This window comes from Pseudomonas fluvialis, from assembly GCF_002835605.1.
GTDB lineage: Bacteria > Pseudomonadota > Gammaproteobacteria > Pseudomonadales > Pseudomonadaceae > Aquipseudomonas > Aquipseudomonas fluvialis.
In genome coordinates this window covers 84,000-110,465 of record NZ_PIYS01000006.1, presented here as the reverse complement: position 1 = coordinate 110,465, position 26,466 = coordinate 84,000, and the positions used below count along the sequence as shown (strand labels likewise).

Annotated in this window: 23 protein-coding genes and 1 pseudogene; 10 read left to right on the top strand and 14 right to left on the bottom strand. The window is 62.7% G+C overall.

What is annotated here, in order from left to right:
• Positions 1-1,332 carry an IS4 family transposase gene (locus CW360_RS06005; protein ID WP_170307333.1) on the bottom strand — a complete coding sequence of 444 codons (1,332 nt, stop codon included), beginning with the start codon at positions 1,330-1,332 and terminating at the stop codon, positions 1-3.
• A 287-nt stretch (positions 1,333-1,619) separates the two neighbouring features.
• On the opposite strand from CW360_RS06005, the gene CW360_RS06000 reads away from it, so the two are divergent.
• Positions 1,620-3,869 (top strand): TonB-dependent receptor family protein, encoded by a 2,250-nt coding sequence (locus tag CW360_RS06000; RefSeq protein WP_101193078.1) that lies wholly within the window; start codon positions 1,620-1,622, stop codon positions 3,867-3,869.
• Positions 3,870-3,990: 121 nt separating this feature from the next.
• On the opposite strand, the gene CW360_RS05995 is transcribed toward CW360_RS06000, so the two are convergent.
• From CW360_RS05995 to CW360_RS05970, 6 genes are all read right to left on the bottom strand, one after another.
• Positions 3,991-5,538 carry a flavodoxin domain-containing protein gene (locus tag CW360_RS05995; RefSeq protein WP_101193077.1) on the bottom strand — a complete coding sequence of 516 codons (1,548 nt, stop codon included), beginning with the start codon at positions 5,536-5,538 and terminating at the stop codon, positions 3,991-3,993.
• Positions 5,539-5,582: 44 nt separating this feature from the next.
• Positions 5,583-6,491, bottom strand: coding sequence for a DUF4198 domain-containing protein (locus tag CW360_RS05990; RefSeq protein WP_101193076.1), 909 nt, complete (start codon positions 6,489-6,491; stop codon positions 5,583-5,585).
• An 11-nt stretch (positions 6,492-6,502) separates the two neighbouring features.
• Entirely contained in the window at positions 6,503-7,012 is a 510-nt protein-coding gene (locus CW360_RS05985; protein WP_101193075.1) for a DUF2271 domain-containing protein, read from the bottom strand.
• A 12-nt stretch (positions 7,013-7,024) separates the two neighbouring features.
• Positions 7,025-7,624 carry a PepSY-associated TM helix domain-containing protein gene (locus CW360_RS05980; RefSeq protein ID WP_165765316.1) on the bottom strand — a complete coding sequence of 200 codons (600 nt, stop codon included), beginning with the start codon at positions 7,622-7,624 and terminating at the stop codon, positions 7,025-7,027.
• Between the two features lie 132 nt (positions 7,625-7,756).
• Positions 7,757-9,898: a TonB-dependent receptor domain-containing protein gene (locus CW360_RS05975; RefSeq protein ID WP_101193074.1), complete on the bottom strand. Its 2,142-nt coding sequence runs from the start codon at positions 9,896-9,898 to the stop codon at positions 7,757-7,759.
• Positions 9,899-10,033: 135 nt separating this feature from the next.
• On the bottom strand, positions 10,034-10,738 hold the full coding sequence (locus CW360_RS05970; RefSeq protein ID WP_101193073.1) for an SIMPL domain-containing protein: 705 nt from the start codon (positions 10,736-10,738) through the stop codon (positions 10,034-10,036).
• A 137-nt stretch (positions 10,739-10,875) separates the two neighbouring features.
• On the opposite strand from CW360_RS05970, the gene CW360_RS05965 reads away from it, so the two are divergent.
• The gene (locus tag CW360_RS05965; protein ID WP_093986020.1) at positions 10,876-12,144 is read left to right on the top strand and encodes an ATP-binding protein; all 1,269 of its coding nucleotides are present in this window, start codon (positions 10,876-10,878) and stop codon (positions 12,142-12,144) included.
• 18 nt (positions 12,145-12,162) lie between these two features.
• Complete coding sequence (locus tag CW360_RS05960) at positions 12,163-12,723, top strand: response regulator transcription factor (protein WP_093986021.1); 561 nt, start codon at positions 12,163-12,165, stop codon at positions 12,721-12,723.
• Positions 12,724-12,764: 41 nt separating this feature from the next.
• Here CW360_RS05960 and CW360_RS05955 read toward each other — a convergent pair whose 3' ends face one another.
• Together CW360_RS05955 and upp are read right to left on the bottom strand one after the other, a co-directional pair.
• Positions 12,765-14,024 carry a uracil-xanthine permease family protein gene (locus CW360_RS05955; protein WP_101193072.1) on the bottom strand — a complete coding sequence of 420 codons (1,260 nt, stop codon included), beginning with the start codon at positions 14,022-14,024 and terminating at the stop codon, positions 12,765-12,767.
• A gap of 3 nt (positions 14,025-14,027) precedes the next feature.
• Positions 14,028-14,666 carry a uracil phosphoribosyltransferase gene (gene upp / locus CW360_RS05950; protein ID WP_093986023.1) on the bottom strand — a complete coding sequence of 213 codons (639 nt, stop codon included), beginning with the start codon at positions 14,664-14,666 and terminating at the stop codon, positions 14,028-14,030.
• Positions 14,667-14,929: 263 nt separating this feature from the next.
• Here upp and CW360_RS05945 point away from each other — a divergent pair, with 263 nt between their 5' ends.
• On the top strand, positions 14,930-15,487 hold the full coding sequence (locus CW360_RS05945) for a hypoxanthine-guanine phosphoribosyltransferase (protein ID WP_093986024.1): 558 nt from the start codon (positions 14,930-14,932) through the stop codon (positions 15,485-15,487).
• On the opposite strand, the gene dauA is transcribed toward CW360_RS05945, so the two are convergent.
• The gene (gene dauA / locus CW360_RS05940; RefSeq protein WP_101193071.1) at positions 15,474-17,207 is read right to left on the bottom strand and encodes a C4-dicarboxylic acid transporter DauA; all 1,734 of its coding nucleotides are present in this window, start codon (positions 17,205-17,207) and stop codon (positions 15,474-15,476) included. The two genes, CW360_RS05945 and dauA, sit on opposite strands and share 14 nt — an antisense overlap.
• Positions 17,208-17,334: 127 nt before the next feature.
• On the opposite strand from dauA, the gene CW360_RS05935 reads away from it, so the two are divergent.
• The 4 genes from CW360_RS05935 to CW360_RS05915 all read left to right on the top strand — a co-directional run bounded on the left by CW360_RS05935 (position 17,335) and on the right by CW360_RS05915 (position 20,842).
• Entirely contained in the window at positions 17,335-17,814 is a 480-nt protein-coding gene (locus tag CW360_RS05935; RefSeq protein ID WP_093986026.1) for a hypothetical protein, read from the top strand.
• A 64-nt stretch (positions 17,815-17,878) separates the two neighbouring features.
• Positions 17,879-18,166 (top strand): PA4642 family protein, encoded by a 288-nt coding sequence (locus CW360_RS05930; protein ID WP_093986027.1) that lies wholly within the window; start codon positions 17,879-17,881, stop codon positions 18,164-18,166.
• A gap of 237 nt (positions 18,167-18,403) precedes the next feature.
• A complete protein-coding gene (mqo, locus tag CW360_RS05925) occupies positions 18,404-19,888 on the top strand; it encodes a malate dehydrogenase (quinone) (protein ID WP_101193070.1) in 1,485 nt (494 codons plus the stop codon).
• Positions 19,889-20,254: 366 nt separating this feature from the next.
• Positions 20,255-20,842, top strand: a complete 588-nt coding sequence (locus tag CW360_RS05915) for a YajG family lipoprotein (protein ID WP_101193068.1) — start codon at positions 20,255-20,257, stop codon at positions 20,840-20,842.
• A gap of 68 nt (positions 20,843-20,910) precedes the next feature.
• Here the strand turns inward: CW360_RS05915 and CW360_RS05910 are convergent, their stop codons facing one another.
• The gene (locus tag CW360_RS05910) at positions 20,911-22,074 is read right to left on the bottom strand and encodes a 1-acyl-sn-glycerol-3-phosphate acyltransferase (RefSeq protein WP_101193067.1); all 1,164 of its coding nucleotides are present in this window, start codon (positions 22,072-22,074) and stop codon (positions 20,911-20,913) included.
• 105 nt (positions 22,075-22,179) lie between these two features.
• Between CW360_RS05910 and CW360_RS05905 the strand changes: the two genes are divergently transcribed.
• The gene (locus CW360_RS05905; protein ID WP_101193066.1) at positions 22,180-22,794 is read left to right on the top strand and encodes an SOS response-associated peptidase; all 615 of its coding nucleotides are present in this window, start codon (positions 22,180-22,182) and stop codon (positions 22,792-22,794) included.
• Here CW360_RS05905 and CW360_RS17270 read toward each other — a convergent pair whose 3' ends face one another.
• Positions 22,795-23,637 (bottom strand): methyl-accepting chemotaxis protein, encoded by an 843-nt coding sequence (locus CW360_RS17270; protein ID WP_371870499.1) that lies wholly within the window; start codon positions 23,635-23,637, stop codon positions 22,795-22,797. It lies immediately after the preceding gene.
• A 15-nt stretch (positions 23,638-23,652) separates the two neighbouring features.
• A pseudogene (locus CW360_RS17265) lies at positions 23,653-23,853 on the bottom strand (HAMP domain-containing protein); the annotation flags it as partial.
• A 1,258-nt stretch (positions 23,854-25,111) separates the two neighbouring features.
• Between CW360_RS17265 and CW360_RS05895 the strand changes: the two are divergent.
• Entirely contained in the window at positions 25,112-25,930 is an 819-nt protein-coding gene (locus tag CW360_RS05895) for a M48 family metallopeptidase (RefSeq protein ID WP_101193065.1), read from the top strand.
• Between the two features lie 35 nt (positions 25,931-25,965).
• Here the strand turns inward: CW360_RS05895 and CW360_RS05890 are convergent, their stop codons facing one another.
• The gene (locus CW360_RS05890) at positions 25,966-26,409 is read right to left on the bottom strand and encodes an ester cyclase (protein WP_093986035.1); all 444 of its coding nucleotides are present in this window, start codon (positions 26,407-26,409) and stop codon (positions 25,966-25,968) included.
• Positions 26,410-26,466 lie beyond the last annotated feature (57 nt).

The following is a 26,466-nucleotide window of genomic DNA, read 5'->3' as shown; positions in this document are numbered from 1 at the left end:
TCACTTAAGCGGAGCAGCCTTTCGATCCACTGGATAACGGGTCTTTGAGATCTTCACCGTCCTTGGTCTTGATGGCCTTGGACGGTGATCCAGAAACAGCCCACCGATTCCTGCTCTCAGCTCCGACAATCGTGTTCCTGTTGCTGAAATCGGGTTGGCCGCCGCCATCACGATCAATTGCACGGCGATGTATTGAGCTACTGGTTTGAAGCGGATGTCGCCCGGAGAGCGGCCGAAGGCGACGGCTGCCTGACCGGCTTCGCGGCGGATGATGTTGTAGGCCAACAACAAGCCCCAGACCTCCTGGTAGACCAGCTCCGTTACCTTGCTGCGCAGGGTCATCGCATTCTGCTGCAGAGAGCTTTTGATATCCCGGAAGCCCAGCTCGATCTCCCAGCGCTCCTGATACAGCTTGGCGATGGTCTTGGCGCTGTAAGTATCCGCAGGCAGCGAGGTGAGCACTGTCTTGATCTTGTCCTTCACGGCGTAGCTGACTTCACGTACCTCCCAGTGCGTCGGCAGGTCGGGGTTGCGCTTTCGTGCCTGTGCCGACACCTTCATGCGCAGCAAACGATCGCCCTTGCCGTAACGAGCGACTTCCTCGCCAACCAGCCCTTGGCGGGCCGGAATCAGCCAGTGCCGGCTTTCCCCTGCGGCGCCCAGGCGCAACAGCAAGTCGGCACTCCAGAAGCCCTTATCGAACAGCGTCACCGACTGATTGGGAATCTGCTGCATAAACTCATCGGCCAAGCGCATCTCACTGCGCCGGTAGGGACTCACCTGCGCATCCAGAATCAGGTGCGAGCGCACGTTCATCAGGGCTACCAGTCGCAGCATGGGAAACGGCGTCTGGCGCTCGGTGGAGGTATTGCCGGAGCCGAAATGCTCTCGGAGTTCAGGCGTGTCTGGGGTGCGCAGGAGTGCGCCATCCACGGCCAATACTTGCAGGCCCTGCCAGGTATCGCCCTCATAGCGCTCGCAACCCCACTGGTTACCCGTCTGACGAAACAGCCACTCAACCGGATCGGCACCCAATCGTTTACGCGCCTCGGTGACACCGCTTCGGGCCAGCAGGTCGTGAGAGGCCAGCCCCTGGGCACAGATATTCAGGCGTCGTGCGACCTCATGCACCGGCTCGTCACGGAACAAGGCCATGCCAAGCACCAGCCAGAGCACCTGATCGCTGGGCAGACGCCGCCGCCTTATGGTGGCCTGGGCGGACAAGTCCAGAGCGGATGCCACCCACTCGATCGGGATGTTTTGGGTGAAGGTGCTCAGATCCGAGAAGTTGAACAGTTCACCTAAGTCGAGCAGTTGCTGTTGCAGAGACATAAAAAATCCGATGCCAGGGACCTGACATCGGATTTTCGGGGAAGCCCCGTCAGGGCTCAAATGCTTAAGTGAACAGCATTACGGCCATGCGCCGGGGTTTTGCGTTCAGCGGGTAAGGTAGCGTTTGCGCGCGCCTGGCAGTGCACCGCGAATGGCAACGGCGCTGGGGTCAGCGGGGCAAACGTGACAGCGTTGTTACAAAATAGTTCCTGTAAATTGAACGTAAGGATTGAATGAGATCAAATCTTAATTAAGATGCGTCGCAATCTTAAGCAGGAGTGATTCTCATGAGTGAGTGCAATAGCCTTTATTTCTTGTCGCCCGCTGCGCGCGCGTTCAGGCACACCCCGCTGGCCGCTGCCCTGCTGTTGGCGCTGGCGCCCGCGGCTTTTGCGGAGCGTGCGGCAAACGTCAAGGAGCTGCCGGCGGTCAGCATCCTCGGCAATCCGGAAGACCCGCAGAGCTCCACGGGGTCGGCCTATGTGCTGACCGAGCGAGAGCTGCAGAAGTTTTCCTCCAGCAATGCCAATGATGTCCTGCGTAGCGTGCCGGGGGTGTATACCCGTGAAGAAAATGGCCTGGGCGTGTTTCCGCGTATCAGCATTCGTGCCGCCTCTACCGGGCGTAGCGACCGCATCTCGGTACTTGAGGATGGCATTCCGGCCGCCATGGCACCCTATGCCAATACCTCGGCCTACTACTTTCCCAACATGGGGCGGATGAGCAGTGTCGAAGTGCTGAAGGGGCCGGAGATCCTCATGCACGGGCCGCATACCACATCGGGGGCGGTCAACCTGATCTCCACGCCGATTCCCGAGCAGGCCGGCGGTAAGCTGAATGCCGAATATGGCTCTTTTGGTGCGCTCAAATTGCATGCGCACTATGGGGCGACGGAAGGCCAGTGGGGCTTCCTGGTCGAGACGTACCAGGCGCAGGGTGACGGTTTCCATGATATCGATCGCTCCGATCGTTCTGCCGGGCACGATATCGAGGAGTACATGGGTAAGCTGCGCTGGACCAGCGATGCCAACGCCACCTATGCGCAGGAAGTGGAGCTGAAGCTGGTATATGGCGTGGAAGTGGCCAATGTCAGCTACCTGGGCCTGACCGATGCCGACTTCAAACATGATCCCAATCGGCGCTATGGCTTGAGTGAGCTGGAGCAGATGGACCGCGGTCGCAAGTCGGCAAGCCTGCGCCATGTGTTTGGCTTTACCGACAACACCAAGCTGACTACTACGACCTATTGGAACGATACCTATCGCTATTACGACCGGATCAACCAGATCAATGGGGTGAATCTGGGCGGTGTGACGTCCATCGTCAACAACGGTCTCGCCAATGCCGATCTGATCCAGGACATTCTGGACGGCACGGCCGACACCACCCATGCCAACGGCGTGCGTTACCAGCATGGTGATCAGGAATACATCAGCAAGGGCGTGCAAACGCAGCTGGATCACTGGTTCGTCACCGGTGCGTTGGAGCACGAGTTGATGGTCGGTGTGCGTTGGCACGAAGACACCACGAAAAACCAGGTCAAGGGCCGTTCTGCGAGCATCTACCGCCAGGTCAATGGTCGCCTGGTGTATGACCGTACCGTGCTGGGCGCCCCTCAGCAGGGAGAGAGCGAAGCCTGGTCTGGCTGGATTGCTGATCGTATCCGTGTCGGCAAGTGGACCTGGCTGCCGATCGTGCGTTATGAGGACATCGAGTCCAAGGCCAACCTGGCCAAGGATGCCACGCCTGCGCAGCGGGCGGCGCGCAATACCAATAGCCTGACCAGCACCACCGCTGGCCTGGGCGTCAACTACGCGCTGACCGAGCAATGGACCCTGCTGGCCGGTGTGCATGAAGGCTTCGCCCCGCCCGGCAATGGTGCGGCGCGTGGTACCGAGGGCGAGGAGAGCACCAACTATGAAGGTGGGGTGCGTTTTCGCCAGGGTAGCTTTGGTGTCGATGCGATTGGTTTCCTGACGGACTACCAGAACGCGACACGTAGCTGCCTGGTAGCCAACCCCTGCCCGGGGGGGATCGTCGAGGGAACCCAGCAGGATGGCGCCAAGGAAGTCTATGGCCTGGAGTTCGGGCTGTTCGCCGACCTCTATCAGGGTGCTGGCTTCACCGTGCCGCTGCGCGTGGCCTACACCTACACCGATGGGGAATACACCAAGGCTGCGGACAATGGCTCGGTCCTCAAGGGCGACGTGATCGACTACACGCCCAAGCATATTGGTCAGGTGCAGATTGGCCTGGAGGCTGACAGCGGCTGGCGTGCCTATGCGGCCGTCAACTATGCGGCCGAAGCCTATACCTCGCCCAGCGCGGGCCGTTCGGGCGTGGATGATCGCTTCCTGAAAACCGACAGCCTGACCACGCTGAATCTGGTGGCCAGCTACCCGGTCACTGAGCAGGCCGAAGTGTATGCACGGCTGGATAACGTGTTTGATGAGCAGGCTATTACCCATCGGGGTGCTGACGGTGCCCGTGGTAATGCGCCACGTACCGCAGCAGTGGGCTTGCGTCTGAGCTTCTAAGCACGCCTCGCGTTGCGTAACAACAAGCGCCCCGGTATGCCGGGGCGTTTTTATTGGCGCCTCTGTTAACGCTTACCTGTTGCGGGCCTGCGCTGCGAGACGGTGTGGAGAGGTGCTCGTTTCAATACAGATCCCGGCGGTAGCGTCCGGCCAGGCGCAGGGCCTGTACCTGCTGATCACCGAGCAGACCGTGGAGCAGGGCTTCGATCTCTTCGCCCATGCCCTGCAGGCTGCCGCAGACCAACAGGCTGGCTCCGCGTTGCAGCCACAGACGCAGGTCATCGGCGGCTTCGCGCAGCCGGTGCTGAACATACATGGGGCTGTCCTGGTCGCGGGAAAACGCCAGGTCGAGGCGCGCCAGGTGGCCGCTGCGCTGCCAGGCTTGCAGCTGCTCGGCATAGAACAGGTCATGGGCCGCCTGGCGCTCGCCAAACAGCAGCCAGTGGCCTGCCTGGCCCCGTTGTTCGCGTTCGCGCAGGTGGGCGAGCAGGCCGGCCAGGCCGGTACCATTGCCAATCAGAATCAGTGGGCCACTGTCCGGCGGCAGCTGAAAACCCGGATTGGCGCGCAGCCGTACGTCGAGCAGGCTACCCACCTCGGCATGCCGGCACAGCCAGCCCGAGGCGCAGCCCAGATTGCCATCGCCGTACTGATGCAGGCGCACCAGCAGTTCCAGGCAGCCATCGGCAGGCAGCGAGGCCAGCGAGTAGTCGCGGTGGGCCAGGCGTGGCAGGGCCATGAGGTCGGCGGGGCTGCGGCAGTCGGCCAGTTGCTCCGGCGCGGGTAGCTGGCGACGTGACAGGTGCCAGTGCAGGCTGTGCCCGTCGGCCTGCACTTGCTCGCCATCGAGGCCGAGCTGGCGCAGCAGGGCGTCGATCTGCGCCGGGGCATGACAGGGGCCGACTTCAAGAATGTCGCCGGCCTGCCAATGGCTGCCGGGAGGGATTTGCAGGCGCAGCTGAAAGGCCGGGCTGGCGCTGCTGCCGGGGTTCAGACAGTGGCGTTGCAGCAGCTGCACAGGCTGGTAGTCCGGCGCCTGCCAGTCGCTGAACGGCGCATGGCCGGCCAGGCGCGAGAGCAGTTGCTGCCATTGGCGTAGTACGGCGGGATCGCCACGATCGAGGTCGAGGCAGGCCTGCAAGGGTTGCGCGCCCAGCTGCTGCAGGCGCTGGTCGAGACGCCGGCCAAAGGCGCAGAAGTGCCGGTAGCGGCGGTCGCCCAGCGCGAGTACGGCGTACTCAAGGCCTGGCAGTGACAGCGACTGGCGATCCAGCTGCTGGGCAAAGCGCTGGGCGGTATCTGGTGCTTCGCCTTCGCCATAGGTGCTTGCCAGCAGCAATAACTGTCGGGCCTGGCTCAGCTGTTGCGGGCGCAGGCGATCAAGACTGACCAGTACCGCGCGGCATCCCCCCGCCTGTAACTGAGCCAGGCTGCGTTCGGCCAGCTGACGCGCCTGGCCACCCTGGCTGGCATAGGCCAGCCATATGGCATCGCTGGGGAGTGCCGGGCAGCGCTGGCGCTGCCGGTAGTGCTGCCAGGCCGGTATGCACAGTACCAGCCACGCGGCGCAGGCCAGTGCTGCGCACTGCTCGCGGGGTGCCGAGCAGGCGCTCAGCAACAGGCCGAGCAGTACGCTGCCGAGCAGCCAGTAGCGAAAGAAACGGGACATGGCGGCAATCTGGGCGGCGTACGGGGATACGCCGCCCAACAGGCTCAGGGAGCCAGCACTTCGAGGGTTGCGCTGTAGCTGGCGCGGCGCTCGCTGGCCGGCGCTGCAACGCCTTCTGTGCTGCTGTATTCGGCTTCCAGCCAGTACATGCCGGCGGCCGGCCAGGTGATGCTGAGCTGGCCCTGGGCATCGGTACGCGCCTTGATTTCGCCGAGGTCGTCACGATAACGATTGCCGCCGGGAATCACGTTGACCTCGACATCGGCGGCAGGCTTGCCGTCGATCAGGAACATCAGCTGTGCGGCTTCGCCGGCGAACAGGTCGTTGGGGTGGGTAATCGGCTTGAGTTCCAGGCCGCTGTTGCTCGGGGCCAGCGCAGCGTCGCTGGGCGCGCCGGAGGTGATAAAGGTTTCCATGCGGTTGCTGTTCTGCACCACGCGCAGTGCCTGAGCCTTGGCGGGTACCTGCTTGGCGAAGTCTTCGGCCTTGCCCATCCAGCGGCGGGTTTCGCCGTTTTCTTCCCAGCTGGCAAACAGGCCCTGGCTGGCTACGGCCAGTTTGTAGGTGCCCTTGGCCGACAGTTGCAGGTCGAAGGTGCTGCGCAGGCGGCCGGTATGACCGAACTGCGCGTGCAGCGGGCTGCCGTCCGGGGTGGTGATCTGCAAGCGGTTGGCCGGGCGCCGCATGGGGGCCGGGGCAGCTTGTCCGGCGGCTGGCTGGGCGGCTGCGGGGCCGCGGGCCGGCATGGCCAGCGGTTGGCCAATGCCTTCCAGTTGCAGGGGGAAGTGCTCGAAGTAGAACAGGTCGTTGGAGACCGCGGCATCCACGGTGATCCAGGGGGCATCACCGGACAGTACGGTGGCGGAGGGCAGCAGCCAGGCGCGATGGGCGTGTGCCGAGAGCGGCAGGCTGATGGCCAGGGTCAGGGCGGTCCATTTGATGATCGGGTGCATGACGGCGTTCCTCAGGGGGTAATGTCGAGAGACAGGGTGCCCAGCTCCAGGTTGCCCTGGGCCGTGACATGGCTGGCCGCCTGCGGCGGCCAGGTGAAGGCCAGGCGCTGTAGTTCACGCCCGCCGACTTCGCGGGCGGCCTCGACCACCACGCGGTATTCGCCGGCTGGCAAGGCCTTGAAGGCCGCATCCTGGCTGTTGAAGCGCAGGCTGTGGGTGCCCACCGCACGGGTTGCCGCACTCACCCCATCCACCGGCATCTGCAGGCTGCGACCGCTGCGCCGCCACCATTGGCGCAGGTCCTTGAGCCACTTCTCGCCTTCACGGTTCTGCATCTTCAGGTCGTACCACACGGCCAGGTTGGCCACATGGCTCTGGTCGGGTTTCTCCAGCCAGATGGCGACATAGGGACGGTGGTATTCGGCCACGTCGAGGCGGGGAATCTCGACGTCCAGCTTGAACTCGGCCGCCAGCAAAGGCGTGGCCAGCAGAGCCAGGGGAAGCAGCAGGGCGTGACGCATGGAAAAGGTCCTTCAGTGAATGAACAGCAAGGCGAGGAGCAGCGGTAGCAGCAGCCCCAGGGCGGTAAGTGGCCAGGTCAGTGGGCGGTTGCCGGCATGTCGCTGCAGCAGGAGCAGTCCGCTCAGGCTGAACACCACGCAGAGGCCGGCGAACAGGTCGATGAAGGCGCTCCACAGACTGCCGGTATGCCGGCCCTTGTGCAGGTCGTTGAAATAGGCGACCCAGCCGCGATCGGTACGCTCGTATTCCAGCGTGCCGCTGTCCAGGTCGAGGCTCAGCCAGGCATCGCCGCCAGGGCGTGGCAGGGCGATGTACAGCTCGTTGTCGGACCATTCGGCCGCACGGCCATCCAGGCGAATCGCCAGGGTTTGCTCCAGCCATTGCCGCAGTGCCAGAGGCAGGCCCTGGCTGGGCGGTTGCTGGCGCAGTTGGGCGTGCAATGCGGCGGGCAGTTCGGCGAACTGTTGGCTGACCTGTGGGCGCGCCTCGATCTGTCCGGCATGGTTGAGGGTGATGCCAGTGATGGCGAACAGCAGCATACCGGCCAGGCATAGCGCCGAGCTGATCCAGTGCCATTGGCGCAGAGTGCCGAGCCAGAGGGGTCGCATCATGGGAGGTGTGAGTCGGGTTTATGGGGATGCGGATTGTAGAGGGCGGCTGCACTTATATGAGAAAGATTTACCGTCACTATACATTCGCAAGTGCGCCTGGCCGCCGCAGGGCGGCCAGGAACCAGGCCAGGCTTAGAAGTCGTAGGTGGCGGACAGCCACAGGCGACGACGCTCCTGGTTGTTGTTGTACTCGTTGCCGTATTCGAACGTGGTGCCGGCGGCATTGCTGGCATAGCGCTCGTAGCTGACGAAGTCCTTGTCGAACAGGTTGTAGACGGTGGCGCTCAGGCTGAGGTTCTCGCTGGCCTGGTAGCTGCCGCCCAGGTGGAACAGGGTGTAGGCCTTGTAGTCGCCAAAGGCGTTATAGGCATAGTTGATGGCCGGGCTGGTACGCCGGAAACGTTCGCTGCGGTATTCACCCTTCAGCCAGGTGCTCAGGCGATCGCTGGTCTGCCAGTTGAGCGTGGCATTCAGCTGGTGCTTGGGTGTGTCGTTGAGCGGCCAGCCATCGTTGGGGCCACCTTCCTGCTCGGTCTTGGTGTAGGTGTAGTTGGCAGCCAGGTTCCACTGCGCGGTGAAGTGGTAGCGGCCGGCGACTTCCACGCCTTTGGTGATGGCTTCGTCGACGTTGATGGGTTTGCTGAACGTCTGGTTGCGTCCCGGACGGCCGCGGTTCAGCCAGGGACCGCCAGGTACGGTGATGCAGCCGGCGACGTTCTGGTATTCGCAGTTGACGACGACTTCCGAGCCGATCTTGTCCTTGAACTTGTTGTGGAACAGGGTGACGTTGCCGTTGAAGTCGTCGAGGTTGTCGAAGTACACGCCAAATTCGCTGCTGGTACTGGTTTCCGGCTGCAGATCGGGGTTGCCGAGCAGGGGGATGGTGCCCTGGCCGCCAAAGCCATTGATGCCACCGACCAGTTGCTGCAGGTCCGGCGCCTTGAAGCCTTCGCTGACGCCCCCCTTGAGGGTCCAGTTCTCGGTGGTGTTCCACACCAGGTAAGCGCGCGGACTGGTCTGCCCGCCAAATTCGCTGTGGTCATCGCGGCGCAGGCCGAGGGTCAGGGCGAGATCGTCGCGCAGCCGCCACTCATCTTCGATGAACAGACCGACCATCTTGTGTTCGAGCTGGTCGTCGATCAGTCCTTCGGTCATCTGCGCCTTCCACCACTGGCCGCCCACGCTCAGGTTGTGACTGCCCAGTGCGCTGACCAGCTTGAGGTCGAAGATGTCGTTCTGTGCATCCAGCGTGCGCTTGTCGCCTGCTACCCGGTTGGGGGTGCCATTGGGAATCAGGCGGCCAAGGGTTTCCGTCTCGTTGCGCGTGTAACTGCTGTCCAGGGTGCCGAAGGCAAAGCGACCGGTATGGGCCAGCTGGTATTGCTCGCGGTTGTAGCGTTGGTCGCGCTCGTAGCCACCGCTGGCGCCCAGCGTACCCAGCTGGCCCTTGCTGTTGTCGTAACGCTGCTTGCTCTGATCCAGGTCCAGGCTCAGGTCATGGTCGGCATTGGGGGTGAAGGTCAAGCGCCCGCCGGCGGTGTACAGATCCGACTCCACCGGGTTCCAGCCCATGCTCGGGCTGATGTCGCTGCCCGTGACGTCCTGGTAGCTGATTGCCGAGCTGTCACGCTCCTGGTATTTGCCGCGCAGTTGCAGGCCCAGGGTGTCGGCGACCAGCGGGCCGCTGAGGTACAGCTGGGTGGAGCGGGTGTCGCCGTATTCGCGCTGCTCCTGCAGCGTCGTGTCGACGCTGGCCGAGCCAGCCCACTCGCTACCGACCTTCTTGGTGATGATGTTGATCACCCCACCCATGGCATCGGAGCCATACAGGGTAGACATCGGGCCGCGAATGACCTCGATGCGCTCGATAGCCAAAACCGGCGGCAGGAAGCTGAAGCGGGTTTCTCCAAAACCGTTGGGGGTGACATTGCCAGCCGGGTTCTGGCGCTTGCCGTCGACCAGCACCAGGGTATACGCATCGCCCATACCGCGAATGCTCACGTTGAGGCCGCCGGTCTTGCCGGCATTGCCCGACACATCGACGCCTTCGACATCGTTGAGGGCTTCGGCGATGTTGCTGACACGCTTCTTCTTCAGTTCTTCGCCGGTGATGACGCTGATGCTGGCCGGGGCATCGGTGATCTTCTGTTCGAAGCCGGCGGCACTGACCACCATCTGATCCAGTTGCAGGGTGTTGTCGTTGGCCAGGGCAGCCTGGCTACTGGCCAGGGCGATGGCGCTGGCCAGGGCGGTGCGGGTAAGCGTGGCGCGCATGGGGAAACTCTCTGAATGAGTGGCAGAAGAAAACGGCGCAAATAATAATGATTCTTACAAAAGAATCATTCTATTTACGATATTTTTACAACTGCAACAAATTCTCAGTGGAGTCTGATTCCCCGACGCAAGGCTTCAGAGCAGGCGAACTTCGATGATGCCGTCTGCGCTGACACTGACCTTGCTGCTGCCCGCCTCGATGTCCGGGGTCGGTGCAGCCTCGGCCATGGCCATGGCTTTCATCGCCCCCATGCGCGGCATGGGTGCCTGATAGCCGCTGTTCAGGTTGAGGCTGACCAGCCGGTAGTCGCTGCCGCCCAGCGCCTGAGTGACCAGTGTGGCGCGCGCCTTGAACGCTGCCACGGCGGCCTTGAGTTGGGCGTCCTCGCTGTGCTGGCGGGTGCTGTCGGCCATGCTGAAGTGCATACCGCCCATTTGCAGGCTGCCCAGCAGCTCACCGCTGAGTGCCGACAGGCTGGCGAAGTCGCTGCTCTCCAGGCGCAGTTCGGCACGCTCGCGCCAGGCCCGGATACGCTGGCCCTTATCGTCATAGACCGGATAGCTGTGCCGGCTGCCCAGTTCGACCTTGACGCCCTTGGCTTGACGCGCCCGCTGGATGGCGCTGTTCAGGGTCTGGGTGATCTGGCTGGCCAGTTGTGCGGGATCGCTGTGCTGGGCCTCGCTGTACAGGCTTACCTGCATCAGGTCGTGGGCCACTTCCTGGCTGACTTCGGCGCGCAGCGCCACCTGGTTGTAGCGTGGTTCGTCGGCCTGGGCAGCCTGGCTGAGTAGCGTGGCGGGCAGGGTAAGCGCGAAGGCGAGTGAAGCAATACGTTGCATGGTGATTCCTTGGCGGGCCGGTGGTGGCCTGTGTGACTGTCGGGACGGGGTGTTGGTTCCCCCCGGCGCATCTTGCCGCAAGTCAAGGAGTGCTGTATCAGGCGCTGGCTATACTCGCTCGCCTACAAGGAGAGGCTATGAATACCCCCGTGCAGTTGCTGTCCGCCAGCCGGCAGAACCTCTGGCGCCTGAACCTGATCCGCATGCTGGTGCTCAGCGCTCAGGCCGGTTCGGTAGGACTCGTGTGGCTGCTGGATTTCCTGCCGTTGCCCTGGCAGTCGCTGCTGGTCACCCTGGGCATGTCCTTGCTGCTATGCCTGCTGACTACCCTGCGCCTGCGCGGGCCGTGGCCGGTGACCGAGCAGGAGTATGCCGTGCAGTTGGGCTGTGACCTGATGATCCACAGCTTGCTGCTGTATTTTTCCGGCGGTTCGACCAACCCCTTCGTGTCCTACTACCTGGTGCCGCTGACCATTGCCGCAGCAACCTTGCCGTGGGTCTATTCCATGCTGCTCAGCGCGCTGGCGCTGACCGGCTACACGGTGCTGCTGATCTGGTATCACCCGTTGCGCCTGCAACATGTGCAGCACGAAGAGTTCCTGATCAGCCTGCATCTGTTCGGCATGTGGCTGAATTTTGCCCTGTCGGCGGCGTTCATCACTTTCTTCGTGGTCAAGATGGCCGGTGCGCTGCGTCGCCAGGATCAGTTGCAGGCCGAGCGCCGCGAGGCGAGCCTGCGTGATCAGCAGTTGCTGGCCGTGGCGACCCAGGCGGCGGGAGCGGCGCATGAGCTGGGTACGCCGTTATCGACCATGAGCGTACTGCTCAAGGATTTGCGTCATGATCATCGCAATGACCCGGCCATGCAGGAAGACCTGGCCCTGCTGCAGGATCAGGTCATGCTGTGCAAACAGACCCTTCAGCAACTGGTGCGTGCGGCCGAGGCTGACCGGCGCCAGGCTACCAGCGAGCTGAGTGTGGTCGAGTGGCTGCAGCGTGGGCTCAATCGCTGGCACCTGATGCGTCCGGAGGCCAGCTATCGCTACCACTGCCTTGGTCAGGGTGAGCCGCCATGCCTGCTGCCGCCGGCTGATTTGACCCAAGCCCTGCTCAATGTATTGAACAATGCGGCCGATGCCTGCCCTGACCAACTGGAGATTCGCCTCGATTGGGATGAGCAGTGGATGCTGATCAGCATCCGTGATCACGGTCCTGGTGTACCGCTGGCGATTGCCGAACAATTGGGCCGGCCCTTTTTTACCACCAAGGGCAAGGGATTCGGCTTGGGCCTTTTCTTGACTCAAGCCAGTGTGGCGCGCGCCGGTGGCACGGTAAAACTGTACAACCATGAGCAGGGCGGCACGCTGACTGAGCTGAAATTGCCGCGCACTCTGGATCTGCCCTGATGAGCAAGAGGATTGAAGATGACTGAAGTACTGCCTGTCGAAGGCGAGGAGCAACCTCACCTGTTGCTGGTGGACGATGACACCACCTTCACCCGGGTCATGGCACGCGCCATGGATCGGCGTGGCTTGCGCGTCAGCGTGGCCAACTCGGCGGAAGAAGGGCTGGCCATTGCGCGCCAGGATCTGCCGGATTACGCGGTGCTTGACCTGAAAATGGCCGGGGATTCGGGGCTGGTCATGCTGCCCAAACTGCTCGAGTTGGACAGTGAGATGCGTGTGCTGATCCTTACCGGTTACTCAAGCATCGCCACGGCAGTCGAAGCTATCAAGCGCGGGGCCTGCAATTACCTGTGCAAGCCGGCGGACGCCGATGATGTGCTGGCGGCGCTGCTGTCCGAACACGCCGACCTGGATTCGCTGGTACCGGATAACCCCATGTCGGTGGATCGTCTGCAATGGGAGCACATCCAGCGCGTGCTGACCGAGCATGACGGCAATATCTCCGCTACGGCGCGTGCGCTGGGTATGCATCGGCGTACTTTGCAACGCAAGTTGCAGAAACGCCCGGTACGACGCTAGCGGTTGAACGCCTGGCGCCGCAAGGCGCCAGGCGTTTGTCGTCAGTGTTGCGCCGGCGGGTGGCGATGCCAGGTGCCGGCACCGGGCAGGATCAGGTTGAGGCCGATGGCGACAATGCCGCACAGGGAGATGCCCTTGAGGCCCATGCCGCTGTCACCGATGACCATGCCGCCAATACCGAAGACCAGGGTGACGGCGACGATGACCAGGTTGCGCGGCTCGCCCAGATCGACCTGGTGACGGATCAGGGTATTCAGGCCGACCACGGCGATCGAACCGAACAGCAGGCAGAGAATGCCGCCCATCACCGGCACCGGGATGCTTTGCAGCGCAGCCCCGAACTTGCCGATGAACGACAGCACCACGGCGATGATGGCTGCCCAGATCATCACCTTGGGGTTGAAGTTGCGGGTCAGCATCACCGCACCGGTCACTTCGGAATAGGTGGTGTTGGGCGGGCCGCCGAGCAGGCCGGCTGCCGAAGTGGCCAGGCCGTCGCCGAGCAGGGTGCGGTGCAGCCCAGGTTTCTTGATGTAGTGCTTGCCGGTTACGTTGCTGATCGCCAGTACGTCGCCGATGTGCTCGATGGCCGGGGCAATGGCCACCGGCAGCATGAACAGGATGGCACCCCAGTGGAGTTCGGGCGCGACGAACTGCGGCATGGCCAGCCAGGGGGCGGCAGCGATACCGGAACCATCGACCACGCCGAAGAACAGCGCCAGGGCGTAGCCGACGGCCACGCCAAAGAGGATGGGCACCAGGCGCAGGATGCCGCGTCCCAGTACGGCGACCAGCAGGGTCGTGGCCAGTGCGGGCAGGGAAATCATCAGTGCGGTGCTATAGGGCACCAGTTGCGCGCTGCCGTCCCCCGCCTTGCCCATGGCCATGTTGGCCGCCACGGGGGCTAGCCCCAGGCCGATGGCCATGATCACCGGGCCGATGACCACCGGCGGCAGCAGGCGATCGATGAAGTGGGTGCCACGCAGTTTGACCAGCCCGGAGAGCAGTACGTAGACCAGGCCGGCGGCTACCAGGCCGCCCAAGGTGGCTGGCAGACCGAACTCGCCCTTGGCGGCCAGGATCGGTGCGATGAAGGCAAAGCTGGAGGCCAGGAAGACCGGCACTTGTCCGCCGGTGACGATATGGAAGATCAGCGTGCCGAGGCCTGCGGTGAACAGTGCCACGTTGGGGTCCATGCCGGTGATCAGCGGCATCAGCACCAGGGCGCCGAAGGCTACGAAAAGCATCTGCGAGCCGGCCAGGGCCTGTCGCCAGACAGGGTCTTGAGTATGGTCGTGCATGGCTCAGTTGTCCTTCTGCTTGGTGCCGAAGATCTTGTCCCCGGCGTCACCGAGTCCGGGGATGATGTAGCCGTGTTCATTAAGCCGCTGGTCGATGGAGGCGGTAAAGATCACCACGTCCGGGTGTGCCTCGTGAACCGCCTGGATGCCCTCGGGGGCGGCGACCAGCACCATGGCACGGATTTCCTTGCAACCGGCTTTTTTCAGCAAGTCGATGGTGGCGACCAGCGAGCCGCCTGTGGCGAGCATCGGGTCGATGATCAGCGCCAGACGTTCGTCGATCTCCGGGGCCAGCTTTTCCAGATAGGTATGTGCCTGCAGGGTTTCCTCGTTGCGGGCCACGCCCACCGCGCTGACCTTGGCGCCGGGAATCAGGCTGAGCACGCCTTCGAGCATGCCAATGCCGGCCCGCAGGATGGGCACTACGGTAATTTTCTTGCCAGCGATTTTCTCCACTTGCACGCTGCCCGCCCAGCCCTGGATCTCGTAGTGTTCCAGCGGCAGGTCATTGGTGGCCTCGTAGGTGAGCAGGGCGCCGACTTCCTGGGCCAGTTCGCGGAAGTTCTTCGTGGAAATGTCGGCGCGGCGCATCAGGCCGATTTTGTGGCGGATCAGCGGGTGGCGGATCTCTTTGACGGGCATGGAAAGTCTCCGGCGGGCGGCGAAGGTTGGATAAACTGTGCTTGAGTTAAGCACCGGCTGGGACGCCGGGAGCAAAAAACGGCCTATTTTAGCCGCAGACCTGGGCAATTGGTCAGAAAAATGCTGCAGATCTTGCCCCGGGTCAGGGACATGAGTACCTTTGCCGGCCTTTAATTCCTGTCCGTCGGGTCAGGCTTTTGCCTTGAGCGGCAGGGCCCGGGCCAATCCGGGCATTTCTTTCCCTTATTTCCGGAGAAACCGCGATGTCCGCTGATCTTGCCCATATCCGCCAAGTGATGGCCGAGGCTGACTGTCTGTACACCGAGGCACAGATCGAAGCGGCCATCAGTGAGGTGGCCCAGCGCATCAATGCCGAGTTGGCCGAACGCAACCCGGTGGTGTTCTGCGTGATGAATGGCGGGTTGATCTTCGCCGGCAAGTTGCTCACCCAGTTGAACTTCCCGCTGGAGCAGTCCTACCTGCACGCCACCCGCTATCGCAATGAAACCAGTGGTGGCGAACTGTTCTGGAAGGCCAAGCCCGAAGTGTCGTTCATCGACCGTGACGTACTGATCATCGACGACATCCTTGATGAAGGGCATACCCTGGCGGCGATCATCGATTTCTGCCGGCATGCGGGCGCCAGCGCCGTGCACACGGCGGTACTGATCGACAAGCAGCATGAGCGCAAGGCCCGTCCCGAGTTCAAGGCCAGCTTCGTCGGATTGCCCTGCGAAGACCGCTACATCTTCGGTTATGGCATGGACTACAAGGGCTATTGGCGCAATGCCAATGGCATCTTCGCGGTCAAGGGGTTGTAAGCGCCGGACCTTCCTCCAGCCAGTGCAGGGCCTTGGCGTGTGCGCGAGGCAGGTCGGCCACGTAGGCCAGGCGTGACTGTCGCCGGTGAATGCCGGCGCGGCGCAGCTTGAGGCGCACGTTGGCGCTGGCGCCGCAGAGAATCAGGCCGATGCCCTGCTGGCGATAGTCGCGCAGTACGTTGTCCAGCGCGGCCAGGGCCGTCATGTCCAGCAGCGGCACGCCGCTCAGGTCGATGATCACCACGCGCACCTGCGGGTTGAAGCGGCGCAGCACGTTGAGCGCCTTTTCCGCGGCGGCGAAGAACAGCGGCCCGCGAATCGCATAGGCTGCCACGCTGTCGGGCAGCTCCTTGAGCAACTGGTCGAAGCCGCTGGCGAGCGGGGTGGTGGCGGTCAGTTCGCTCATACGCTTGATGAACAGTGCGGCGGCCAATAGCAGGCCCAGGGTGACGGCCAGCACCATATCGAACAGCACGGTGAGCAGCAGGCAGGTGAGCAGCACCAGCACGTCATGGCGTGGCGCGATGCGCAGGGTGCGCAACACATGCGGCGCTTCGCTCATGTTCCAGGCGACCATCAGCAGCAGGGCGGCGAGGGCAGCCATGGGCAGGTAGCTGAACAGCGGTGCCAGCAACAGCATGGCCAATAGCACGACTCCGGCATGGATGATCGCCGCCAGCGGGGAAAAAGCTCCGGCACGGATGCTCGCGGCGCTGCGGGCAATCGCCGCCGTTGCGGTGATGCCAGCGAACAGCGGAGCGATCAGGTTGCCCAGCCCCTGGCCGAGTAGTTCGGCGTTGGGGTCGTGGCGGCTGCCGGTCATGCCGTCGGCAATCACCGCGCAGAGCAGGGACTCGATGGCGCCGAGCATGGCGATGGCAAAGGCTGGTGCCAATAACTGGCGCAGCAATTCGAAGCTCAGTTGCAGCGGTTGGCCATCGGCACCTGGCTGTTGCCAGGGCCAGGCAAAGTGCGGCAGGAAAGGCGGGATGCCGGGTTGCTCAATGCCCTGGCTGAAATAACTGAAACGCTCGCCCAGTGTGGCGATTGGCAGTCCCAGGCGTTCCAGGCCGATCGCCAGCAGCGTGCCGAGTAGCAGCGCCACCAGGTGACCGGGCACCTGCGGCACCAGGCGCGGCCAGCCGATCAGCACCAGCAGACAGGCCAGCGCAACCAGGCTGTCTCCGATCTGTATGCCCGGCAGCGCCTGGGCGAGTAGTTGCACATGCTCAACGATGTTTTGTGGGCTGTGGGCCAGCTGTAGACCGAGCAGATCCTTGACTTGTAATAGAGCGATGACGATACCGATGCCGGCGGTGAAGCCCAGGGTTACCGGGTAGGGCACGAAACTGATCAGCCGCCCCAGGCGCAGGAGTCCCATGGCCAGGAGAATCAGTCCGGCCAGCAGCGTGCAGAGCAGCAGACCGCCGAGGCCGTGTTGCTGGGTGATGGGCAGGAGGATGACGATGAAGGCAGCGGTCGGACCGGAAATGTTGAAGCGCGAGCCACCGCACAGGGCAATCAGCGGCGCGGCAATCAGCACGGTATACAAACCATGCTGCGGCGGCACGCCCACTGCGATAGCCAGGGCCATGGCCAGCGGAATGGCAATGATGCCCACCGTTACGCCGGCCAGTAGGTCGCCGCGCAGGGCGTTACGGCTGTAGCCGGCCTGCAGGCTTTGAATCACCGCACTAAACAGCGGAATGCCACTGGGCATAAGGCTCTCCTTAGGCTCGTTGCAGTATAGGTGGCTGCTCCGCTGGGCGGATAGCGGCGAAGGTGTAATGGGCGCTTCGAGTGCAGCGTGATAAAGTGCGTGGCGTTTTGACTCGGGGTTTTGACTCATGTCCTTGCGTGCTTTGTGTGTCTCCCTGCTACTGTTCGCGCTGGCCAGCCCGGTCTTGGCTGACCTGCTGCATGGCCAGTTCCTGCCGCCCGATGATGCCGGGTTGCGCGAAGGTGCGTTGCACATGCAGCAACTGATCCAGATCACCGAGTACAGCCTGGTGCTGGGTAGCCAGCGGCACTCCAACCAACAGCCGATTCCCATCACCAGCCCCAGTCTGTTGCGCCTCAAGGGCAAACCCTTGAGCAAGGGCGCCAATGTCAGCTACGTGCTGGTGTACTTCGACAGCGACGGCAAGTCACTCAAGAAGCCCAGCTACGATACCCAGCAACGCGTGCTTACCCTGCATTACCCGGCCAGCCAACTGCCGGTGATTCTGCAGGTACTGCGTGAGCAAACCCTCTACTGCCAGTTTCTCAGCTATGCCAACGGGCATGTCTGGGCGGACCTGCATACCGGGGCGATAAGAACGCGTTGAGTCGTGAATGACGCGCGAGTAAACTGCGCGCGCGAAAAATGACCCCCTCCGGAGAATCAGTCTGATGCGCAAAGACAAGAAGCAGGTGATAGGTGAAGAAATCAGCGATGAGGCGATCAAGCTGTTTCTCGATCTGCAACCTGCCGATGATACGCCGCCTGCGCTGCACAAGCTGATCAAGGCTTACCGGGGGCTGCGTATCGATGACTTCGAGCGTTTTCTCGGCTTTTTCAAGGCTGCCGGGTTGGATCTGAATGCCCAGGATGCCCAGGGACGTGATCTGGTGGCGCTGATCGCCGACCAGCGTCAGGCCGAGCCTTATATCGAGGCGTTGCAGGCCGCACGCGGCTGATTGCAGATGAACGTAGGTCGACACGGGTGTCGGCCGGAAATGGTCGGGCAAAACAGGCCTGATCAGTGTGTACGTTGTGCCAGTGCTGCTGCAGGACGGCAGGTGCTGAGCGGCGTGCCAGGCTTTCAGGCCGGGTTTCACCACCCCGTAGCTCGGCCGTTGGAAAATCGACAGCGTAGCCATGAGCTGCGTGTGTCCAGCGTTTCTGCGGTTTAGGCAACTCTTGGAGTGCAACAAATGACGCAACATGAAAACCCCACCGTCGATGTGTTGCTCGTAGGGGCAGGCATCATGAGCGCCACGCTCGGCGTGCTGCTCAAAGAGCTCGATGCAGGCCTGCGTATCGAGCTGGTTGAGCAGATGGAGGGAGGGGCAGCGGAGAGCTCCAACCCCTGGAACAATGCCGGTACCGGGCATGCCGGGTTGTGCGAGCTCAACTACACGCCGGAAAAGGCCGATGGCAGCATTGATACGCAAAAGGCCATCACCATCAACACCCAGTTCGAAGTCTCCAAGCAGTTCTGGAGCCATCTGGTTGAGAATGGCACCTTCGGTTCGGCGCAGAGTTTTGTCAGTTCGGTACCGCACCTGAGCTTTGTGCACGGCGAAAGCGGCGTTAACTACCTGCGCAAGCGCTATGCCGCGTTGCGTGATCACCACTGCTTTGCGCAGATGGACTACAGCGAGGAGCGCGCCACGCTGCAACAGTGGATGCCGCTGATGATGCGCGAGCGTGACAACACGGAAGCGCTGGCGGCCACCCGTGTAGCCTTGGGTACCGACGTCAACTTTGGCGCTCTGACCCTGCAGTTGCTCGATTACCTGAGCCGCCAGAGCGACTGCCGGGTGTCTTACAGCAGTAAGGTGGTCGGTCTGACGCGTGTGGCTGAAGGTTGGCGCGTGCGCGTACGTAGCGCCGGGCAGGGCAGCCGTGAAGTGCTGGCCAAACGGGTCTTCCTCGGTGCCGGTGGTGGCGCCTTGCCGTTGTTGCAGATGTCCGGTATCCCGGAAGGCAAAGGCTATGGCGGTTTCCCGGTGAGTGGCCAGTGGCTGCGTTGCGATAACCCCGAGGTGGTGGCGCAGCACCAGGCCAAGGTTTACAGCCTGGCCGAAGTGGGTTCGCCACCCATGTCGGTGCCGCATCTGGATACCCGTGTCGTGGATGGCAAGAAATCCCTGCTGTTCGGACCCTATGCCGGCTTCACCACCAAATTCCTCAAGAATGGCTCGTTCCTCGACCTGCCGTTGTCGGTACGTCCGGGCAACCTCTGGCCGATGCTGGCCGTGGCGCGTGACAACATGGACCTGACTCGCTACCTGATCAAGGAAGTCATGCAGTCTGCCGAACAGCGCCTGGATGCCCTGCGCAAGTTCTATCCGAGCTTGCGTCCGGAAGACTGGCGTCTGGAAATTGCCGGTCAGCGTGTCCAGATCATCAAGAAAGATCCTGCCACGGGCGGCAAGCTGGAGTTCGGTACCGAGATCGTTGCCTCGGCCGATGGCAGCATGTCTGCTCTGCTGGGCGCTTCGCCGGGTGCTTCGGTGGCTGTTTCGGCCATGCTGACCCTGCTCAAGCGCTGCTTCCCGGCAGAACTGGCTTCTCAGGAGTGGCAGGCACGCCTGGGCCAGATCTTCAAGGCCGATGCGCAACAGCTTGCTATTGATGCGGCGCTCTATCAGAGCGTGCAGGCCCACTCCAACGACGTACTAGGCCTCGTCTGAGGTGCCTTTTGGCGGGCCGCTTCCGGTAGGGGGCGGCCCAGCCAGCTGGGGCAACTGTAGCTGACAGGTTGCCAGCCCTGTCCCGATGGCTGCACACGGCTTTGTCGTAGTGCCCGACAAATACCTTGCTGATCGATCCAGGCGTAATGGTTCAGTGTGGCGCGCGCTGGGCGCCAGTTGAGCAGTGAGCGCATCCGGGCCAACTCCTTGTGAGTGTCTGGCCTTCTTTATCGCAGTGGATCATGACCGGCGTATGACGTCCGGGGAACTGCAGCGCGCGCGCTAGGCTCCAAGCTAACCGTGCGTACCGGTAGCGCGCTGGTATACTGCCGCCCTGTCTTTTCAGACCCGTTGGAGAACCTTGCCATGTCCAAGTCCGTCCTGATTGGCCTGCTGGCCGCCGGCAGCCTGCTGCTGGGTGGCTGTGCCCTAAGCCCGCAACACCTTAATCCGCAACCTCGCCTACAGGGCAGCCTGGTGGCGGTTGGTCAGGGGCAGCCTGTACAGGTTCGTGTGGTCGATGGACGCCCTTCGCCGGTATTGGGTACGCGCGGCGGCCTCTATCCGGAAACCAGCACCATCAGCGTTGATGGTCAGCGCATGTTGCCGCGTCTACAGGCCGAAGCCGATGCCGCCGTACGTCTGCTGGGCTTTGTACCGGGCGGCAGTGGCTACAACGTTCCGCAGCTGACCCTGACCCTGGCTGAACTGAAGTACCAGTCGCCCAAGGAAGGCAGCTATGTAACCGAGGCGAATATCACCGCGAGTTTCCGTGTCGATGTGCAAAACAGCAATCGTCGCTACAGCGGTCGCTATGGCGCGACCCTCAACCAGCGTTTTGGTTATGCGCCCAATGCGGAAACCAACAGTCAACTGGTTAGTGATGTGCTCAGTGATGCGTTGACGCGCGCCTTCAAGGACCCGACCATCGGCCAGCTTCTTTCCGGGCAGTAAGACTGTCGGCGCAAAAAAGCCGCCATCCCGTGGGGGAATGGCGGCTTTTTTGTTTATCTCGGCGGCGGTTACAGCGGCAGGCCGGCGCGGATACGGTATTGGTTCTGTACCGGGCGGGCGTACTGCAGGATCAGGTAGGGGCGTTGTTCGGCCGGGCAGGCGGCTATGCGCTGTTGCCAGTACTGTTCGGCGTTGCGTAGCTCGCTCGGGCTGAACAGGCTGGCGGCCTCGGGTACGGCCAGTGTGGTGTCGCGCGTCTGCCATTGCGCATAGGCCAGATAGTGCACGGGGAACAGCCGGTAACCGCCGATGATCTGCTGATCCAGCAGGGCGGCCAGTTGGCGGGCATCCTCGAAACCCTGCTCGATCGCCGCACCGAAGTGCACATGCACGCGTCCCTTGTAGCCGGTAATGCCCTGGGCGATGCTCAGGTCGTCTTCCCCGGGCGCCTTGTCATAGCTGCCGGTGCTGGCGCGAATTTGCAGCTCACGCGCCTTGGCCAGGTCGCAGGGGTCGTATTCGTAGCTGATCGATACCGGGGTCAGGCGTAGCGAGCGGATCACCTCGGCGAAGGGCTCGTCCTTGCGACTCATGTGGAACATCTTGAGGATCGCCGAGTCGGTACGGTCGTCGCCGTCCTTGGCACGGCCCTCGGCCTGGGCGATCCACACCGACTCGCCATCGCTGCGGATCGAGTGGTTGATGTAGGCAGACAGCAACTGGAAGGCGGCCAGCTTTTCCCGGCGCCCGCTCAGCGAGCGGTGTACGGTGAAGCTCTTGTTCAGGCGCATCAGGTCACTGACGAAGGGCTTTTGCAGCAGGTTGTCGCCAATCGCAATGCGTGGCGTGGCCAGGCCGGCATGGTACATGGCGTAGTTCACATAGGCCGGGTCCATGACAATGTCGCGATGGTTGGCTATCAGCAGGTGGGGCTCGCCAGGGCGTAGATGCTCGGTACCGCTGAAGGTCACGCCATCGGTGCCGCGGACGATGCTGCGATCGACATAGGGCTCGATCTTGCTCTGCAGGGCGGCCACGGTATCGACTCCGGCCAGTTCGCGGCGTAGGTAGTACGCCAGAATCGGCCGTAACAGCCAACCCAGCGGCTTGGCCAGGCGGGGGAAGCGGTAACGTGCCAGGATGTCCTGAAAAGCGGGGTCGGCTAGCAGGCGCTGCAGAACGGCAGCGACCTCGGCATCGGAATAGGGGCGAATGGCGTCGAAAGCGGCCATTGGAGTCTCGTGTCAGGTAGTGCGAAAGCGCGGGCGCCATTATACGCCGGGCGTCGTGGCCTGCGTACAATGGCGGGCTCTTGGAACGTGCCGGTGGAGCTGTGCATGAGTGGACGTTTTGCCCTGTTTCGCTGGTCGGCGCAGTTGGCGGGCTTGCCGGGTTTTCCTGGCGACCTGGCGCCGCACTGGAACCTGGCGCCTGGCGCGCAGGTGCTGTTGCTGCGCGAGGAGCAGGGCCAGCGCCGGGTTGATCTGGCACGCTGGGGGCTGACTCCGGCCTGGCTGACCGATCTGTCGAAGACCCCCGCCCATGCGCGCAGCGAAAGCCTGGCCAGTCAGCCGATGTTCCGTGAGGCTTTTCGCTGTCGTCGCGGGCTGTTGCCGGCCAATGGTTTCTTTGAGTGGCGTGGTGTGCGGCGGCGTCCCTATTGGCTGGGCAGCGAGCAGGGCCTGCTGTTCATGGCGGCGCTGTGGGAAGCCTACCCGGTGGGGGAACGGATCTATCTGAGCGTGGCCATGGTGACCCGCGAGCAGGCTGGACAGCGCCGCCCGTTATTGCTTGACGAGGCGGGCTGTGTGGCCTGGCTGGATGGGCAAAGCACACCTGACACCCTGCAGACCGTGCTGCAGGCCCGTGGTCCCGTGTTGCGCGAGCGCGCCTTGAGCAATCTGGTCAACAATCCGGCGCTGGATGCGCCGGAATGTCTGACGTCGGCCTGATCAGACGCGGAACTGGTTGATCAGGCGGCGCTGCTGCTCGGCCAGCTTGGTCAGTTCGGCGCTTGCTGCTGAGGCCTCATCGGCGCCGCCGGCAACCTCGTGGGCAACATTGCCGATGTTGGTGACATTGCGATTGATATCCTCGGCCACGGCACTCTGCTGTTCTGCGGCACTGGCGATCTGTGTGTTCATGTCATTGATCACCGAGACGGCCTGGGTAATGGAGACCAGCGCCTCGGCGGCTTCGTTGGCATGGCGAACGCTGTCGTCGGTTTTTTCCTGGCTGTCCTGCATCACCCGCACCACTTCACGGGTGCCGTGCTGCAGTTGCTGGATCATGCTCTGGATTTCCTCGGTGGCCTGTTGGGTTTTCTGCGCCAGGTTGCGTACTTCATCGGCGACTACTGCAAAACCACGGCCCTGTTCACCCGCGCGTGCTGCCTCAATGGCGGCGTTGAGCGCCAGCAGGTTGGTTTGCTCGGCGATGCCGCGAATGGCTACCAGAATGGCGTTGATGTTCTCGCTGTCCTTGGCCAGGTTCTGTACCACGCCCACGGCGCGGCCGATTTCTTCTGCCAGGGTGCTGATGGCGCGTGATGTGCTGTGGACGATTTCGCGCCCCTGGTTGGCCGCGCTGTCGGCATGGTTGGCGGCTTCCGCTGCGTGGGTGGCATTGCGTGCCACATCCTGGGCGGTGGCGGTCATTTCATGCACGGCGGTGGCGACCAGTTCGATTTCCGCGAGCTGCTTCTGCACGCCCTGATTGGTGCGGATGGCAATGTCGGCGGTGTGTTCCGAGGAGTCGCTGACCTTCTGCACCGAGCCGACTACCTGGCTGATCATGCTTTGCAGTTTGCTCAGGAAGGTGTTGAAGCCCTTGGCGATGGCGCCCAGTTCATCGACTCGGTCGACATCCAGGCGGCGGGTCAAGTCGCCTTCGCCCTGGGCGATGTCGTCCAGCATGGCAACCATTTCGCGCAGTGGCTTGGCGATGCCATAGCCGGTCAGCCACACGGCCAGCAAGCCACCTGCGGCAATCAGCAGGCCAACCAGCGTCATGTTCAGCGCGTCGCTGCGCTGTTGCTCATCGAGGGCGTTGCGCAGGGTGTCCAGTTCGGCCATTACGGTGGCCAAGGGCATTTGCAGGAGTAGCGTCCATTGGCTGGCGGTATCACCGATGGTGAAGCTCAGCAGCAGCTCGATATGGCTGTCAGCCGGATTGGCCTGGTGGTCGATGTCGTATTTGATGCTGCCGGGCTGCAGGTTACGCAGGTTTTCCAGTTCGTTGCTGTCGAGCAGGTCGCTGGCCGGATTGCCCAGTTTATCGCTAGCCCGGGTAGAGGCGACCAGGCGCTGGTTGTTGGCGATCAGGATCATCTCGCCGGCACCCTCGTAGAGCTGCTGGTCGGCCTGGCGTAGCAGATCCTGGATGAAGTCCACTGCCAGATCGGCACCGGCGATGCCCATGAATTGGCCGTTGACCAGGATCGGTGTGGTGAAGGAGGCCAGCATGGTGGTCTTGCCGCCTACCTCGTAGGGCGCCGGGTCGATCACGCAGGAGCGCTTGCGCTCTTTCGCGCACAGGTAGTATTCACCTTCGCGCACGCCGGTCGGCAGCAAGGTCTCGCTTTCCATGGTGCCTAGGGCGTCCACACCCAGGCTGCCGTCGGCATTGCGATACCACCAGGGCAGGAAACGACCGCTGCCGTCATAACCGTTGCCGGTCTCTCCGGCATACAGGTCGTCGCTGGCATCGAAGGCATTGGCTTCCCAGCCGATGTAGGTGCCCAGCAGCTTGGGGTTCTGTTCGGTAGTGGCGCGAACCAGCGCGGACAGCTCCTCGCGGCTGATTGACAGCAGCGGGCTGCCGTTGGCGTCCTGCAGGCCTAATTGTGCGTTGAGCCGCGCCAGATCAGCGGTTATCTGCAGCGGGGTTTCCAGTTCGCGCTGAATTTGCAGGACCTGAGCCTTGGCCATGGCGGCCAGGCGTTGCTCTATCGCCTGCTCAAGCAGCGCCTGGGTGCGCTGGGCGACCAGCTCTTCACTGCGCTGGCTGGCATGTACGGCATACAGCACCAGGGCAGCGACTACCGCGAGAATGCTCGCACCGGCCATGGCGGCCACGGAAAACTGAATGGATTTGAATTTCATGGCGGCTCCGCGTGTCTCAAGGTTGGCCTGTCCATGGCTTATCGGCCGGCCTTCGCTAAAGCGTAGTCGTTTTTTGCAGCTTGTTCAGCGCGGCGGGAATGTGGCGCTTTGCATCGCCAGGCCGCACCACTAGCATAGAGGGCAGATTCATGAAGGAGAGTGCAGCATGACCCAGCTGTTCAAACTGGCCACCCTTGGCCTGTCGCTGGCCCTGGCGGGATGCCAGGCAGTCAATACCACCAGTGGCGGCGCCCTGGGCGTCGAACGCAAGCAATACATGTTCAGCATGCTGTCGACCGATGAGGTCAACCAGATGTATGCGCAGTCTTATCAGGATCTGGTGGGCAAGGCGCAGCAGCAGGGCAAGCTCGACACCAGTAGTGCAGATGCCAAGCGCTTGCAGCAGATTGCCAAACGGCTGATTGCCCAGGCTCCGCTGTTTCGCGCGGATGCTGCGCAGTGGGACTGGCAGGTCAGCCTGATCAAGAGTGATGACCTCAATGCCAACTGTGGTCCAGGTGGCAAGATCATGTTTTTTAGCGGGCTGATTACCCAGTTGCAGCTGACCGATGACGAGATTGCCGCGGTGATGGGCCATGAAATTGCCCATGCCTTGCGTGAGCATGGCCGTGAGGCGATGTCTCGGGCGTATGGCGTGCAGATGGCTACCCAGCTGGGGTCGGCATTTGGCGTGGATGCCGGCAGCCTGCAGATGGCCAACATGGGTGTCGAGTACCTGATGACGCTGCCCAATAGCCGCGGTAATGAGAATGAGGCCGACCTGATTGGTCTGGAGCTGGCGGCACGGGCGGGCTACAACCCGCAGGCGGCCATCAGCCTGTGGCAGAAGATGAGCAAGGCCGGAGGGGGCGCGCCGCCGGAGTTCATGAGCACCCACCCGTCGTCGCAATCGCGGATTGCTTCGCTGCAAGCGGCGATCCCCAAGGTCATGCCGTTCTACCAGCAGGCCAGCGGTCGCCGCTGAGTTCACCGACGACGGCCGGTACACGCCGGTCGTCGTCAGGGCAGGGCTTTTTCCGCGTAGGGCCGACTGTTCAGGCCGAGCTGGGCGCGGAAGCTTTCCATGTCGAACATGGTGCAGATTTCCTCGATCTCGCCGAGGCTGTTGAATGACCAGAAGGCCATGGCTGAGATGCTGATGATGCGATCACTCACCGGATAGCCCAAGGTCGGGCGGTCGATGCTGCCGATCAGTGTGCTCCAGGTCACCACCTTGCGGCCCTCGCCGATGCATTCCTCGACGATGACCTCCAGGCCGGGCATGCCTTCGCGGATGCGCGCGATCAGCTCGCAATAGCCTCGACTGTCCAGCGGATGGCCGACGAATGAGCTTTTGTAGAGAAAGTCGCGACTCTGTAGTTGCTCGGCAAGGGCCAGGCGCCCACGATTCCAGGTGAGGTCGATGTGCTGGCGCACACGACGTTTCAGATCATCCACTGACATGGCACTGCATCCTTTGCGGGAAAACCGCCGCTACTTTACCAGCAGCGGCGCTCTCGC

Coding starts and splice junctions, on each gene's coding strand:
- CW360_RS05945 (WP_093986024.1), top strand. CDS start 14,930: ATGTCCGCTGATCTTGCCCATATCCGCCAAGTGATGGCCGAGGCTGAC.
- CW360_RS05985 (WP_101193075.1), bottom strand. CDS start 7,012: ATGCGTCACGCCCTGCTGCTTCCCCTGGCTCTGCTGGCCACGCCTTTG.
- CW360_RS05890 (WP_093986035.1), bottom strand. CDS start 26,409: ATGTCAGTGGATGATCTGAAACGTCGTGTGCGCCAGCACATCGACCTC.
- CW360_RS05895 (WP_101193065.1), top strand. CDS start 25,112: ATGACCCAGCTGTTCAAACTGGCCACCCTTGGCCTGTCGCTGGCCCTG.
- CW360_RS05935 (WP_093986026.1), top strand. CDS start 17,335: ATGTCCTTGCGTGCTTTGTGTGTCTCCCTGCTACTGTTCGCGCTGGCC.
- mqo (WP_101193070.1), top strand. CDS start 18,404: ATGACGCAACATGAAAACCCCACCGTCGATGTGTTGCTCGTAGGGGCA.
- CW360_RS05955 (WP_101193072.1), bottom strand. CDS start 14,024: ATGCACGACCATACTCAAGACCCTGTCTGGCGACAGGCCCTGGCCGGC.
- CW360_RS05970 (WP_101193073.1), bottom strand. CDS start 10,738: ATGCAACGTATTGCTTCACTCGCCTTCGCGCTTACCCTGCCCGCCACG.
- upp (WP_093986023.1), bottom strand. CDS start 14,666: ATGCCCGTCAAAGAGATCCGCCACCCGCTGATCCGCCACAAAATCGGC.
- dauA (WP_101193071.1), bottom strand. CDS start 17,207: ATGCCCAGTGGCATTCCGCTGTTTAGTGCGGTGATTCAAAGCCTGCAG.
- CW360_RS05960 (WP_093986021.1), top strand. CDS start 12,163: ATGACTGAAGTACTGCCTGTCGAAGGCGAGGAGCAACCTCACCTGTTG.
- CW360_RS05990 (WP_101193076.1), bottom strand. CDS start 6,491: ATGCACCCGATCATCAAATGGACCGCCCTGACCCTGGCCATCAGCCTG.
- CW360_RS06000 (WP_101193078.1), top strand. CDS start 1,620: ATGAGTGAGTGCAATAGCCTTTATTTCTTGTCGCCCGCTGCGCGCGCG.
- CW360_RS05965 (WP_093986020.1), top strand. CDS start 10,876: ATGAATACCCCCGTGCAGTTGCTGTCCGCCAGCCGGCAGAACCTCTGG.
- CW360_RS05915 (WP_101193068.1), top strand. CDS start 20,255: ATGTCCAAGTCCGTCCTGATTGGCCTGCTGGCCGCCGGCAGCCTGCTG.
- CW360_RS05975 (WP_101193074.1), bottom strand. CDS start 9,898: ATGCGCGCCACGCTTACCCGCACCGCCCTGGCCAGCGCCATCGCCCTG.
- CW360_RS06005 (WP_170307333.1), bottom strand. CDS start 1,332: ATGTCTCTGCAACAGCAACTGCTCGACTTAGGTGAACTGTTCAACTTC.
- CW360_RS05905 (WP_101193066.1), top strand. CDS start 22,180: ATGAGTGGACGTTTTGCCCTGTTTCGCTGGTCGGCGCAGTTGGCGGGC.
- CW360_RS05980 (WP_165765316.1), bottom strand. CDS start 7,624: ATGATGCGACCCCTCTGGCTCGGCACTCTGCGCCAATGGCACTGGATC.
- CW360_RS17270 (WP_371870499.1), bottom strand. CDS start 23,637: ATGATCAGCCAGGTAGTCGGCTCGGTGCAGAAGGTCAGCGACTCCTCG.
- CW360_RS05930 (WP_093986027.1), top strand. CDS start 17,879: ATGCGCAAAGACAAGAAGCAGGTGATAGGTGAAGAAATCAGCGATGAG.
- CW360_RS05910 (WP_101193067.1), bottom strand. CDS start 22,074: ATGGCCGCTTTCGACGCCATTCGCCCCTATTCCGATGCCGAGGTCGCT.
- CW360_RS05995 (WP_101193077.1), bottom strand. CDS start 5,538: ATGTCCCGTTTCTTTCGCTACTGGCTGCTCGGCAGCGTACTGCTCGGC.